Origin of the sequence: Oceanisphaera psychrotolerans, from assembly GCF_001870485.1 — a bacterium.
GTDB classification, from domain to species: Bacteria; Pseudomonadota; Gammaproteobacteria; order Enterobacterales; family Aeromonadaceae; genus Oceanimonas; species Oceanimonas psychrotolerans.
Map to the genome: position 1 here is coordinate 1 of NZ_MDKE01000042.1, position 12,450 is coordinate 12,450.

The 12,450-nt window shown below is 57.4% G+C and carries 12 protein-coding genes, 1 tRNA gene and 2 pseudogenes; 6 read left to right on the forward strand and 9 right to left on the reverse strand.

Features of this window, described 5'->3' with window-relative positions:
• Positions 1-192 precede the first annotated feature (192 nt).
• From BFR47_RS13365 to csiR, 6 genes and pseudogenes are all read right to left on the reverse strand, one after another.
• Positions 193-1,497 (reverse strand): TRAP transporter large permease, encoded by a 1,305-nt coding sequence (locus BFR47_RS13365; protein ID WP_071473533.1) that lies wholly within the window; start codon positions 1,495-1,497, stop codon positions 193-195.
• A pseudogene (locus tag BFR47_RS13370) lies at positions 1,487-1,980 on the reverse strand (TRAP transporter small permease). Before BFR47_RS13370 ends, BFR47_RS13365 begins: the two are co-directional and overlap by 11 nt.
• A 75-nt stretch (positions 1,981-2,055) precedes the next feature.
• Positions 2,056-3,063: a DctP family TRAP transporter solute-binding subunit gene (locus tag BFR47_RS13375; protein ID WP_071473534.1), complete on the reverse strand. Its 1,008-nt coding sequence runs from the start codon at positions 3,061-3,063 to the stop codon at positions 2,056-2,058.
• Positions 3,064-3,305: 242 nt separating this feature from the next.
• Positions 3,306-4,208, reverse strand: coding sequence for a methylenetetrahydrofolate reductase (gene metF / locus BFR47_RS13380; RefSeq protein WP_071473535.1), 903 nt, complete (start codon positions 4,206-4,208; stop codon positions 3,306-3,308).
• Positions 4,209-4,287: 79 nt separating this feature from the next.
• A pseudogene (locus tag BFR47_RS18775) lies at positions 4,288-4,620 on the reverse strand (hypothetical protein); the annotation flags it as partial.
• A gap of 191 nt (positions 4,621-4,811) precedes the next feature.
• Positions 4,812-5,501, reverse strand: coding sequence for a DNA-binding transcriptional regulator CsiR (csiR, locus tag BFR47_RS13390; protein WP_071473537.1), 690 nt, complete (start codon positions 5,499-5,501; stop codon positions 4,812-4,814).
• A 164-nt stretch (positions 5,502-5,665) separates the two neighbouring features.
• On the opposite strand from csiR, the gene glaH reads away from it, so the two are divergent.
• Together glaH and lhgO are read left to right on the forward strand one after the other, a co-directional pair.
• Entirely contained in the window at positions 5,666-6,634 is a 969-nt protein-coding gene (gene glaH, locus BFR47_RS13395) for a glutarate dioxygenase GlaH (protein ID WP_071473538.1), read from the forward strand.
• Between the two features lie 107 nt (positions 6,635-6,741).
• Positions 6,742-7,953: an L-2-hydroxyglutarate oxidase gene (lhgO, locus tag BFR47_RS13400; protein WP_071473539.1), complete on the forward strand. Its 1,212-nt coding sequence runs from the start codon at positions 6,742-6,744 to the stop codon at positions 7,951-7,953.
• A gap of 91 nt (positions 7,954-8,044) precedes the next feature.
• Here the strand turns inward: lhgO and BFR47_RS13405 are convergent, their stop codons facing one another.
• Positions 8,045-8,653, reverse strand: coding sequence for an OmpW family outer membrane protein (locus BFR47_RS13405; RefSeq protein WP_071473540.1), 609 nt, complete (start codon positions 8,651-8,653; stop codon positions 8,045-8,047).
• Positions 8,654-8,895: 242 nt separating this feature from the next.
• Between BFR47_RS13405 and BFR47_RS13410 the strand changes: the two genes are divergently transcribed.
• The 4 genes from BFR47_RS13410 to BFR47_RS13420 all read left to right on the forward strand — a co-directional run bounded on the left by BFR47_RS13410 (position 8,896) and on the right by BFR47_RS13420 (position 11,357).
• Positions 8,896-9,195 (forward strand): GreA/GreB family elongation factor, encoded by a 300-nt coding sequence (locus BFR47_RS13410; RefSeq protein ID WP_245748929.1) that lies wholly within the window; start codon positions 8,896-8,898, stop codon positions 9,193-9,195.
• Complete coding sequence (locus BFR47_RS18780) at positions 9,117-9,302, forward strand: GreA/GreB family elongation factor (RefSeq protein WP_245748930.1); 186 nt, start codon at positions 9,117-9,119, stop codon at positions 9,300-9,302. The genes BFR47_RS13410 and BFR47_RS18780 overlap by 79 nt, the downstream gene beginning before the upstream one ends.
• A 123-nt stretch (positions 9,303-9,425) precedes the next feature.
• On the forward strand, positions 9,426-10,382 hold the full coding sequence (locus BFR47_RS13415; protein ID WP_071473541.1) for an AEC family transporter: 957 nt from the start codon (positions 9,426-9,428) through the stop codon (positions 10,380-10,382).
• A 72-nt stretch (positions 10,383-10,454) separates the two neighbouring features.
• The gene (locus tag BFR47_RS13420) at positions 10,455-11,357 is read left to right on the forward strand and encodes a LysR family transcriptional regulator (RefSeq protein WP_071473542.1); all 903 of its coding nucleotides are present in this window, start codon (positions 10,455-10,457) and stop codon (positions 11,355-11,357) included.
• Positions 11,358-11,369: 12 nt separating this feature from the next.
• On the opposite strand, the gene BFR47_RS13425 is transcribed toward BFR47_RS13420, so the two are convergent.
• Both BFR47_RS13425 and BFR47_RS13430 read right to left on the reverse strand, forming a co-directional pair.
• Positions 11,370-12,068, reverse strand: coding sequence for a phosphatase PAP2 family protein (locus BFR47_RS13425; protein WP_071473543.1), 699 nt, complete (start codon positions 12,066-12,068; stop codon positions 11,370-11,372).
• 223 nt (positions 12,069-12,291) lie between these two features.
• A tRNA-Asp gene (locus BFR47_RS13430) sits at positions 12,292-12,368 on the reverse strand.
• Between the last annotated feature and the right edge of the window lie 82 nt (positions 12,369-12,450).

The following is a 12,450-nucleotide window of genomic DNA, read 5'->3' on the forward strand; positions in this document are numbered from 1 at the left end:
TCCTGATAGCCAAAAACACGGAAACCTCACTTGCGAAAAGCGAGGTGTCCATATATGGGTTAACGGCGTGTCGGGGCGGCTGGCCGTTTATTCGCCCCTTGTGCAGAGCCACCTCCCACGACCGTGAAATATAAAAAGCCCCCGTAACCTGCGTTACGGGGGCTTTGATTTACAGGTATATGGCTTATGAAATTACCAAGGCCCTACCACGAAGCCCAGCCGCTCCGGCAGCCAGAGGGCAATGCCGGGGAACAGCATCACCAGTATCAGCGCCGACAGCATGGTAAGCATGAAGAACAGCGCCCAGCCGAAGGTTTTCTCGAGCCGGATACCGGCAATCTGGGTGGTCACCATCAGGTTGATGGCCACCGGCGGGGTGAACTGACCGATGGCAATGTTCATCGCCAGCAGGATGCCGAACCACACCGGGTTCCAGCCGAAATGCTGCATCAGCGGGATCAGGATCGGCGTGATGATCAGATAAATGGAGATGGCGTCGAGCAGCATACCCGCCAACAACACCAGCACCATGATCAGTATCATCAGCACCCAGCCCTGATCCGACAACGACAGCAATGACTCGGCCAGATGTGCAAAGGTGCCGAGGGTGGTGCCGGCCCAGGCGAAAATCCCTGCCAGCGAAATGATGATCATCACCACCCCGGATACCATGCCCGCCTCGCCCAGTAAGCCCCAGACATCCTTCAGGCTGAGCTGACGATAAACGAAAATCCCCACGATCAGACCGTAGGTCACCGCCACTACCGCCGCTTCGGTCGGCGTAAACAGACCAGAGCGCAAACCGCCCAAAATCAGCACCGGAGCAAACAGCGCCGGCAACGCCTGGATGAAGCTTGCTTTCAGATCGGGCCGCTCGCCCTGACTCGGATCTTCCCAGCCGTTACGTTTGGCCAGCCACCACACCGGCAGCAACAGCGACAGTCCCGCCAGCAGGCCGGGGAACAGACCGGCGGCAAACAGCGCCCGCAGATCCACCCCCGGCACCACGATCGAGTAGAGGATCAGCGCGATCGACGGCGGGATCAGGATGGCGGTAGAAGATGCCGAGGCAATCAGGGCCGCCGAAAACGGCTTGGGATAGCCGGCTTTGGTCATGCTGGGCAGCATCACCATGGCCACGGCGGCGGCATCCGCCGGACCCGAACCGCTCATGCCGCCCATGATCAGACACACCAGCACCACCACCAGCCCCAGGCCACCGTGACGCGGGCCGATCAGCGCCTGGGCGAAGCGCACCAGACTGGCCGCCACCCCCGCACGCTCGAAGATAAGCCCGGTCAGGATGAACAGCGGTATCGCAATCAGCGGATACTTGGCGATGCTGTTATAGGTATTGGTGCCCAGAGTTGCCAGCATGTCCGGCGACAGGCCGACCAGAATGCCGGCGGCTCCGCCCAGGCCCAGTGCGAAGGCCACCGGCACACCCAGCAGCATGGCGCCGCCGAATACCAGCAGCATCAGCAGATCAGGACTCATGAGCACCTCCCGCTTGCAGGCAGGTCCGGCAGCGTTCCACCAGGCTCTGGGTCAGACGCCAGATAATGGCCAGACACAGCAAGGGCAGCCAAACGATATAAATCCAGGTGGGATAGCCCAGGCCGGGTGACAACGACTCCCAACTGTATTCCTCCCAGGTCAGCAAGGCGCCGTACCAGACCACCAGGCCCAGCAACAGCACGCTCGCAGCCCACTGCAACACATAGAGTACCGGCCGCAGACGAAGCGGCAGCAGCTCTTCCACCAGTCGATACGAATATGCACATGGCGGCGAGCGGCCAGGGCGGCGCCGGCAAAGGTCAGCACCACCAGCAGAAACACGGAAAATTCTTCGGTAAAGGCGAAGGACGCATCGGTGGTATAACGCACCACCACATTACCCAGGCTGATCACACAGACCGCCAACAGGGCCAGGGCCGCCAGCCAGCGCTCGGGGCGGGCATCGGGGGCAGATTTTGACATGGGTACAACTCTCGGAAGGAGGTTCAACTTAACTAATGCGGCCCGACGTTGCAGCCGGGCCAGAGAATAAGAGACTTAACGGGCGGCGATGGCCGCCTGGGCTTCGGCAACCAGTTCGGCACCGATGCGTGGTGTCCACTTCTGGTACACCTCGGCGGTGGCATCGACGAAGGCCTGATGCTGCTCCGGAGTCAGCTCGGTCACCTCAACACCACGCTCCTTGATGGTGGCCAGGGTATCACTCAGCTCGCTGCGGGATTTCTCGATTTCCCAGGCACCGGCGTCGATGGCCGCCTGTTGCAGCAGCGTCTTATCTTCTTCAGACAACGACTTCCACACCTTCTTGTTCACACCGAAAATCAGCGGATCGGCCATGTAATGCCACAGGGTCAGGTGGTTCTGACCGACCTGATCCACCCGCGCCACATCGAATACCGACAACGGGTTTTCCTGACCGTCGATGGCACCGGTGGTCAGCGCCGGTTTGGCATCGGCCCAGCTCATCTGAGTCGGATTGGCACCCAGGGCACTGAAGGTATCCAGGAACAGCGGCGAACCCACTACCCGTACCTTTAGCCCCTGCACGTCTTCCGGGCCGTCGATCGGGTGCTTGGAGTTGGACAGCTCACGAAAGCCGTTTTCGCCCCAGGCCAGCGGCATGACGCCTTTCTTGTCGATGGCGGCGAACAGCTTTTCACCGGTGCCGCCCTGGGTGATGGCGTCGATGGCCGCCTCGTCAGGCATCAGGAAAGGCAGCGAGAACAGGTTCAGTTCCGGCACCTGGGGCGACCAGTTGATGGTCGAGGCCACCGCCATGTCGATCAATCCGCTGCGCATGGCGGAAAATTCACGGGTCTGGTCGCCGGACACCAGCTGGGCGTTGGGATACACCTTGAGGGTCATACGTCCCTCGGAGCGTTCATTCACCAGCTCGGCCCATTTTTCTGCCGCCTGCCCCCAAGGGAAGGCATCGGACAACACGGTGGAAACGGAAAATTCACGGGTTTCCTGAGCAAAGACGGGGGCGGTGAGGGCCATGCCAAGCGCGGCGGTAAGGGCAAATGCCAGCGGTTTAACACGCATAAGAAGTCCTTTTTGTTAGGTGGGATCCTGTCCTTCGTGTTCAGAATCATCTGAAAACGAGACGAAAGGCATCATAGTGAAATGGGGGCAATAACAAAGTCAACCAAAATGGCGTCAAAGAAATCCACCTTTGTTAACAAGGTCACGACGTTTCAGATGCAGAGCGGACCAATACTTTCACCAAAGATCAACAAAAAACCCCCGCAACCTGCGTTGCGGGGGCTTTCACGATAAAGCAATGTTCAGGGTGCCACGGCGACCGGTGGTCGCACGCCCAGGCTGTGACAGATGGCGTAGGTCAGCTCGGAGCGGTTCAGGGTGTAGAAGTGGAAATCCTTCACCCCTTCACGGCTCAGCACCCGCACCTGATCCATGGCGATGCTGGCGCCCACCAGGTTGCGGGTGTTCTGATCGTCTTCCAGTCCCTGATAACGCTGGTGCATCCAGTTCGGTATGCGCACGTTGGAGAAACCGGCAAACTTGATCAGGGTCTGATAGTTGGATACCGGCAGTATTCCCGGCACGATTTCCACGTCAATACCAATGGTCACACAACGATCACGAAACCGCAGGTAAGACTCCACGTCGAAGAAGAACTGGGTAATGGCCCGGTTGGCACCGGCGTCGATCTTGCGCTTCAGGCTGAGCAAATCGGCCTGGGCACTTTTTGCCTCCGGATGCACCTCGGGGTAAGCCGCCACCGAAATATCGAAGTCGGCTTCTTCCTTCAGCAGGCTCACCAGATCGGCAGCGTACATGTCCGGCTTTTCGATGCCCTTGGGCAAATCACCGCGCAGGGCCACAATCTGCCGGATACCATTGTTCCAGTAATCCCGGGCGATGCCGCGCAGTTCGTCGCGGCTGGCATCGATACAGGTCAGGTGCGGGGCGGCAATCAGGCCGGTTTTATCCTGAATGTCCTTGATCACCTTGTGCGTTCTGTCCCGGGTACCGGAGTTGGCGCCGTAGGTCACGGAGACAAACTTGGGGGCCAGCGTTTTCAGCCGCTCGATGGAACTCCACAAGGTCTGCTCCATCTGCTCGCTGTTGGGCGGGAAAAACTCGAACGAGACGTTGATATCGCCATTCAGCTCGGCCATTGACTGATTAAGCGCTTCTACATGACGCGCGCTGTGAAAACCCATGTTTATCTCCTGACAACTTAAATTAAAACAATTCCTTTATGCCTTGGCTTCGGCATCGGCCTGGCGCAGTGCCCGCGTGGGAGTGGACCTCATACACGCCGGGCCCGATTTCGTTGGGATAGGCGAAGTCACGGAGCACATCCAGCAGTTCCATATCGGAGCGCGAGGGTTCGATGGTGATCATGTCCGCATCCAGGCGAGCAATGGGTTCGATGATTTCGTTGAACTCAGAATAACACATGTACGTGTAGATCTGAGTGCTGTCCGCCACCACCGAAACTCTCAAGCGGAAGGCTTTTTCGGCCAATTCCAGATGGGCAGCCTGCGGTACCGGCCTGGCCTTGGCACCCTGCGCTTTGGCTAAAGAGACATTTAGACGTCCGAATGGCTGTATATTTACATGTCCAAACACCCGGAAGCAAGGCTTGCCTCTAAAAAAGTGATAAACACTAATTTATTGGTACGTAAAAGCATATTAAGCAGAGTGAGACTCGCATTGGATTTGGTATATGACTGGAGCAGGAGGAAAGGGAAGGCAAAGGGGGTTTACATGCAGGCCAGCCAGATCGGGCGGCCGCCCGATCCGTTATTCAACTACGGCATTCAGCGTACGCCTTGCTCGGTCAGCACCCGAGTGATGATGGCCACGGGACTCAGCAGATGATCGCGCATCATGGTGCTCGCCTCGGGGTTGCGGGCAAGAAGAGCCTCAAACAACGCCTGATGCTCTCGCTGTTTTTCCTGTAATGCCTGCTCGCTGAACACGGTGCGCTTCAGCCACAGATAACGATAGCGCGCCGCCTGATCCATCAGCGTCTGACGCACCACCAGCAACTGAGGCGAACGGCAGCCGGCGGCTACCGCCTGATGAAAGGCCTGATGCCGGAGATCCCACTGATTGAGTTGATCGTCGACCGAATCCAGGTGGGTCACCTTGCTCAAGGCATGATGGGCCGCCACCACGCCCGCCTCCCACAGATCATCACCCCGGGCCATGGCCAGTTCCACCACCAGCCCTTCCAGCTGGCCACGGGCATCGTAAATATCTTCCAGCTCGGCCACCGACATGGGACTGACCCGGAAACCGCGCTGACTTTCGGTCGTGACCAGTCGCTCGGACACCAGCTGTGACAAGGCTTCCCGCAAGGGGCTGACGCCCAGACCATAGCGACTCTTCAGGGTCGTCATCAACAGCTTCTCACCGGGGCCGAAATGGCTCCGGATGATGTCTTGCTTCAGCTGCTGATAGGCCGTGCGTGCCAGATTTTCCCGCGGGGCATCGAGGTTGCTCATGCTTTGTTCCTGAATGATTCCATCGCCCGATTATAACGAAATTGCAATGGAGATCATAAAACAACCACAATAAATTGACATTAAGCAAAAATGTCGACATTTTATATATACAGCGACATTAAGCCGCCTCGACCAACAGCATACCAAGTAACAAGGAAGCCACCATGTCTAACGTTGCCACCGCCGATTTCGCCAATCACCAGCATCAGGGGTTCACCCTGGCGCCGTCCGCCCAGTCTCCTCGCCTGCTCGAGCTTCGCTTCGACGAGCAAACCGTGAAGCGCTTTCTGGATGCCACCGCCGAGTGGCCGGTACAGGCGCTGGAATATAAATCGTTCCTGCGTTTTCGGGTGGCCAAGCTGCTCAACGATCTCTGCGGCCAGGCGCTGCAGCCCCTGCTGATCAACACCCTGGTCGATCGCAATACCGGCGGCCTGCTGATCACGCCGGAAGGACTGAACCAGGTGGAGCAGGCCGAAGACATGGTCAAGTTCACCACCGCCGTGGCTCACCTGTTCGGCCGTTCCAACTTCGACGCCATGAGCGGCCAGTACTACGCCCGCTTCGTGGTGCAGAATCAGGACAACTCCGACAGCTACCTGCGCCAGGCGCACCGGGTGATGGAACTGCACAACGACGGCACCTTCGTCGAACAGGATACCGACTACGTGCTGATGCTGAAGATCGACGAACAGAACATGGAAGGCGGCAACTCGCTGCTGCTGCACCTGGACGACTGGGAACACCTGGAGCGTTTCTACGCCGATCCCATGGCGCGCCGGGTGATGCGCTGGGCCGCGCCGCCCAGCAAAAACGCCCGCAAGGATGTTTATCACGCGGTGTTCGATACCGATCGCAGCGGCCAGCCCATCATGTCCTATATCGATCAGTTCGTGCAGCCCAAGAACTTCGATGAAGGGGTGTGGCTGGCAGACCTTTCCGAGGCGCTGGAAACCAGTGCCCAGCGACTGTCGGTACCGGTCCCCACCGGCTCTTTCCTGCTGATCAACAACCACTTCTGGTTGCACGGTCGGGACAAGTTTATCGCCCATGAGGGACTGCGCCGCGAGCTGATGCGTCAACGTGGCTACTTCACTCATGCCAAGACCCTGAAGCATCCGAATCAGGGCTAAAGGCTTTGACAAGGTGCCGTCTGCGGCGGCACCTTGAACAATAAAAACATAACATCACGCCGGGGCAGAACTCCGGCTTTTGCCCCTCTCACACAGGTGAACACACAGTGTTTGATTTCATTATTATCGGTGGCGGCATCGTCGGCATGTCTACCGCCTGGCAGCTTAAAAAAGCCTATCCCGACCACAAGATGCTGCTGCTGGAAAAGGAATCCGGCCCGGCCCAGCATCAAACCGGCCATAACAGCGGCGTGATTCATGCCGGGGTTTACTACACTCCGGGCAGCCTCAAGGCCAAATTTTGTCTGGAAGGCAATATCGCTACCAAGGCGTTCTGCCGCGAACATGACATTTCCTTCGACGAATGCGGCAAGCTGCTGGTGGCCACCAACGAACTGGAAATGCAGCGAATGCAGGCGCTGTGGGACCGCAGCGAGGCCAACGGCCTGGAACGCTACTGGCTGAATGCCGAGCAGTTGAAAGAGCGCGAGCCCAATATCACCGGCGTGGGCGGCATCTTCGTGCCCTCCAGCGGCATCGTCAACTACAAGCAGGTAACGGCGGCCATGGGCAGGGAGTTCGAGCGACTGGGCGGTGAGATCCGCTACAACGCCGAAGTGACCGGCCTGAAAGAAGAAAGCAGCCAGGTGGTAGTGCAAACCACTCTGGGCGAATTTCAGGGCAGATACCTGGTGTCCTGCTCCGGGCTGATGGCCGACCGGGTGGTGCGCATGCTGGGCCTGGAGCCCGAGTTCAAGATTTGTCCTTTCCGCGGCGAGTACTACCTGCTCAAGCCCGAGCACAATCAGATAGTGAACCATCTTATCTACCCGATCCCGGACCCGAACATGCCGTTCCTCGGCGTGCACCTGACCCGGATGATTGACGGTACCGTCACCGTGGGCCCCAACGCGGTACTGGCTTTCAAGCGGGAAGGCTACAACAAGAGCGATATTTCCCTGCGCGACACCCTGGAGATGTTCACCTACCCGGGCATCCTCAAGGTGCTGATGAAAAATCTCAAACCCGGTCTGATCGAGATGAAAAACTCCATCAACAAGGCCGGCTATCTGGAACTGGTACGCAAGTACTGCCCCAGCCTGCAGGTGAGTGACCTCACGCCTTACCCCGCCGGTATCCGTGCCCAGGCGGTATCGAAAGACGGCAAACTGGTAGACGACTTCCTGTTCGTGAATACCAAACGCACCATCAACGTCTGTAACGCCCCCTCGCCGGCGGCCACCTCCGCCATTCCCATCGGCGGCTATATCGTCGACAAGGTAAAGGCCCAGGTCGAGGAAGGCACTACTGTCGCCTGATCGAATGCTTCCCATATAAAAAAGGGCAGACCCATCAGTCTGCCCAAACACTGCCGAGGCTCAGCGCCTCTCAACCCACATTGACATTCGGTTAGAAACGGTAGCCCAGGCCCACCATCAGTACGACAGGGTCGATATTGGTTTTGAAAGTGCCCACAGCACTATCAACATCAGTATCGATATCAATCAGCCAGGCAGAAGCATTCACAAACAGGTTTTCATTCACCGCCATATCGATACCCGCCTGTGCCGCCAGCCCCCAGGAATCATCCAGTTTTACTGTAGTACCCTCCAGGGCTCCACGTCCTTCTTCATCAAAGAAAGTGGTGTAGTTGATGCCGGCGCCGACGTAGGGGCGCACCTTGCTCTGGGCATTGCCGAAGTAGTACTGGCCTACCAGTGTCGGTGGCAGGTGCTTGATTTTGGCCACTTCGCCCAAGCCGGCGGTACTGACAGAATGAGAGAACGGCGTGGCGGCCAGCAGCTCGACACCCCAGTTGTCGGTCATCATGTAGGACAGCGTCAGGCCCAGCTGGGTGTTGCTGTTTGGCTCCAGACTTCCGCTGCCCAGCACATCATCACCACTGCTATGAGGAGCAACGGTAGCGGCGCCACCACGCACCAGAATATCACCGGCCTGATGAGCGAAGGCGGAAGGGGCCAGCAAGGCTGCGGCAACCAGCAGGGAAAGTTTTTTCATGCTCTGTCCTTAATTTCTTTTGAGGTAAGCGAGTCAACTGCGGGCAGTGTGCCTCATCCGGGACAGGCTGTTTTTGATTTAACGCAAGACAAATCCGAAAACTCACCGGTCTCTGCATTTAGCTGGAGTTTCAATAAATAGCCGGTGACACCTCTGGCTAAAACCAATGGCTTGAGGTATATCTTAGCTATCGGGTTCAGGCAGCGCTTTTGGCGTTGCCTGCTTTTTTATTGGAGGTTTTTATGGCCCAGTTGCCACCTATTACTATATCTACCTTGGATCTGGCCCGGCTCGAAGCCCTGCTCGAGAAACAGCCCGAATCCGACGTGGTTCGACGGCTGGAAGACGAACTGGATCGGGCGAATGTGGTGCCCCCTACCGAGGTGCCGGATAATATCGTCACCATGAATTCCACCGTCACCTTTACCATGGCCGACAGTAACGAGAGCTTTACCAAGACGCTATGCTACCCACGGGATATGATGGTGCCAAAGAGAAAATCTCGGTGCTGGCGCCCATTGGCGCGGCGCTGCTGGGCCTGACCATTGGACAGAGCATGCAGTGGCCAGGCCCTAACGGCAAAAAGCTGCAGGTCACCATTACTGCCGTCGATTATCAGCCGGAGCGTGCTGGCAATTATCAGTCATAAATAGAAAAAGGCGCCCTTGAAGCGCCTTTTTCTATTTATAGGCTGTCAAAAATAATACGGGTATTGCCCCATGCCCACTCTCGAGGCATGCTGATTGGCCCTCGCCTCCAAGTTTAAAACGTCATGAATCAGCTTATTAACAGCGTCCTGTTTTCCGTTTCCATTACCGGCCCTATCTGCCTGCTGCTGTTACTCGGTATTGGCTTGCGCCGAACCCAGATGATGAACGAAGGCTTTATCGATAGCGCCAGTAAACTGGTATTCAATATCGCCCTGCCGATGCTGTTGTTTACCAGTATCGCCCAGAGCGACTTTAGTCAGATGGCCAGCCCGGCCCTGATCCTGTATGGCGTAGCGGCAACTCTGGTGGTGTTTGTCTTACTGGAATGGCTGGCCATTCGCATGACCACCGACATACGCGTGCGCGGTATTCTGGTACAGGGGGCCTTTCGGGCCAATATGGGCATCGTCGGTCTGGCTTACGTCAACAATGCCTATGGCTCTCAAGGCGTGGCCGCCGCCGCCATGTACGTGGTCTGCCTGACCATACTGTTCAACATTCTGGCCATCATCACGCTGAATCGCAGCCTGAACCAGGGTGAAAATCTGACATCGGGGAAGTTGCTCAAGGGGATCGTCAAAAACCCGTTGATTATCGGTATTGTCGCGGCGCTGCCGTTTGCCGCCAGCGACTGGGCGGTGCCGGATATGCTGATGAAAACCGGCCAGTATCTGGCGCAGATGACATTACCTCTGGCCCTGCTCTGTACCGGAGCCAGTTTGAGCCTGAAAAGCGGTAAGGAAGAAAGTGGTCTGCTGCCCGTCGTTGCCCTGCTACGGTTGCTGATCATCCCCACCTTCATTACCCTGGGTGGCTATCTGGTCGGCTTTCGTGACACCGAGCTGGCCATCCTGTTTTTAATCAACGCCTCTCCCACCGCCGCCGCCAGCTACGTGATGGTACGGGCCATGGGTGGCAATGCGGTGCTGGCTGCCAATATCATCGCCGTGACGACTCTGGGTTCCCTGCTAAGCACCAGCCTCGGCGCCGCCTTGCTCAAGGGACTGGGCTGGTTTTAAACACGGCGGTATATCACTGGAGATAAACTGGGTTATGGTTGACGCAGTTGCACACCCTGAGAGCTAAATAGCATGTCGAGAGAAAAATCCCTGACCCTTGAAGCGCTGCGCGTGCTCGATGCCATCGAGCGCCGGGGCAGCTTTGCCGCCGCCGCCGATGAACTGGGCAAGGTGCCTTCTGCACTCAGTTATACCATGCAGAAGCTGGAAGATGAGCTCGATCTCGCGCTGTTCGATCGCTCCGGACACAAGACCCAGTTTACTCCGGTCGGCAGACTGATGCTGGAACGGGGACGCCAATTACTGCATGCCGCCAGCCAGCTGGTAGAGGATGCCCGGGCGCTGGAGCTGGGCTGGGAAACACAACTCACCCTGGCCATCGATGCCATTATGCCCAGCCAGCGGCTGTTCCCGGTACTGGATGCCTTGTCAAAACAGACCGAAACCGATATCAAACTAGCCCATGAAGTGCTGGCCGGCACCTGGGAAGCGCTGGAAACCGGGCGTGCCGATCTCGCCATTACGCCCCTGCGCGACAATACGGTACTGAGCCCGGCCATCAAGACCTGTTTCCTGTATCAGGAAACCTTTATCTACGTGGCTCACCCGGAGCATCCCATTCACCAGGAGCCAGGACCACTGACAGAAGAAGTGCTCAGCCGCTATCGCGCCATCGCCGTCGCAGACACAGCGCGCCTAAAACCACCGCTAACCTACCGGCTATTCGACAAACAATCACGGCTGACGGTCAGCACCATGCAGGACAAGATCATCGCCCTGAAAGCCGGGCTCGGTATCTCATCCATCCCGCAGTCCTGGCTGGAAGACATGCTGGAAAAAGGTGAATTAAAAGAAGTGGCAGGGAGCAGCAGAGAAACGACCGAGGTCGTACTGGCCTGGCGGCGTGATGCCATGGGCAAGGCCAAGAGCTGGCTTATTCGCCAGATCCCGGCCCTGTTTCAGCGGAACGAGTAAGTAACGGCTGGGTCAACCCCGACGGAAATGGGGCAAATGCCGATCCAACCAGCCCAGTAACGCATCAAACACGCCGGTGTGCATCAGCCAGGCCATACCAAAAGACGCGACCGCAAAGGCGCCCACGTAAATATCACTCCACCAGTGGGCACCGCCCATCACCCTGGGGGCAGAGAAAATCACCACAAACAGACAACCCCAGAGCCCGGCCTTCCAGGACAGAAAACGCCAGACAAAGGCGGTAAAGATCATCAGCATCAGGCCGTGATCACCGGGAAAGCTGTCGCCGGAGGCATCCTTGGTCTTGAAGCCTGCCAGCTCGGTCAGACGGAAAACATTCTCGAAGGTCAGCGTCGGGCTCGGTCTTTCCACCGGAATGGCCCGGCCCAGTTGATTCAGGCCCACCGCGGTCAACAGCATCATCAGGCCGATGATCAGCAACTGACGCTTTTGCTCCGCGCTGGCCCCCCGGTAGTAGCTGTAATACACCAGGCCCATCGCCAGCAAGGCTACCCCGTCGAAAGCCCGGTTGTTGGCGAGGGCAACGACTGTAACCCAGCTGTCACTGGTGCCGATCTTGTCATTGAAGTAATAAAAAACGGCCTTGTCGATATCGAACCAGAAGCCATGATTCGGCAGCCAGAACCAGCTGGCCAGAACGGCCACCGCCATCAGGTTCCAGAATATCAGTTTATTGTATTGAATCGGCATAGCGTCCCCTTTGTAATAAGGCGGGCATTGTACGGAATTTCACTGATACTTTGCAGCTGGTATCACGATAATGGCAGAACATGACATCCAGCCAAGACGAAAAACTCCAGCATTGCTGCTGGGGCTTTGAGTAATCGAAGGTGCACAGAACCGACTTCATCCAGAAAGTTCAGCGCAGCCCATACGAAAAAGCCCTGACCGTAAGGTCAGGGCTTTAATGTAATGGCGGAGCGGACGGGACTCGAACCCGCGACCCCCGGCGTGACAGGCCGGTATTCTAACCAACTGAACTACCGCTCCGCATAAAGCTGTATAGTCAGGATACTAAATTGGGTGCCTGGCAGTGACCTACTTTCACATGGCAGCTGCCACACTATCATCG

What these genes read in the sequence shown, in the direction of transcription:
- glaH (WP_071473538.1), top strand. Translation starts at nt 5,666, where the DNA reads ATGTCTAACGTTGCCACCGCCGATTTCGCCAATCACCAGCATCAGGGG.
- BFR47_RS13420 (WP_071473542.1), top strand. Translation starts at nt 10,455, where the DNA reads ATGTCGAGAGAAAAATCCCTGACCCTTGAAGCGCTGCGCGTGCTCGAT.
- BFR47_RS18780 (WP_245748930.1), top strand. Translation starts at nt 9,117, where the DNA reads ATGCTACCCACGGGATATGATGGTGCCAAAGAGAAAATCTCGGTGCTG.
- BFR47_RS13405 (WP_071473540.1), bottom strand. Translation starts at nt 8,653, where the DNA reads ATGAAAAAACTTTCCCTGCTGGTTGCCGCAGCCTTGCTGGCCCCTTCC.
- metF (WP_071473535.1), bottom strand. Translation starts at nt 4,208, where the DNA reads ATGGGTTTTCACAGCGCGCGTCATGTAGAAGCGCTTAATCAGTCAATG.
- BFR47_RS13365 (WP_071473533.1), bottom strand. Translation starts at nt 1,497, where the DNA reads ATGAGTCCTGATCTGCTGATGCTGCTGGTATTCGGCGGCGCCATGCTG.
- csiR (WP_071473537.1), bottom strand. Translation starts at nt 5,501, where the DNA reads ATGAGCAACCTCGATGCCCCGCGGGAAAATCTGGCACGCACGGCCTAT.
- BFR47_RS13415 (WP_071473541.1), top strand. Translation starts at nt 9,426, where the DNA reads ATGAATCAGCTTATTAACAGCGTCCTGTTTTCCGTTTCCATTACCGGC.
- BFR47_RS13425 (WP_071473543.1), bottom strand. Translation starts at nt 12,068, where the DNA reads ATGCCGATTCAATACAATAAACTGATATTCTGGAACCTGATGGCGGTG.
- BFR47_RS13410 (WP_245748929.1), top strand. Translation starts at nt 8,896, where the DNA reads ATGGCCCAGTTGCCACCTATTACTATATCTACCTTGGATCTGGCCCGG.
- BFR47_RS13375 (WP_071473534.1), bottom strand. Translation starts at nt 3,063, where the DNA reads ATGCGTGTTAAACCGCTGGCATTTGCCCTTACCGCCGCGCTTGGCATG.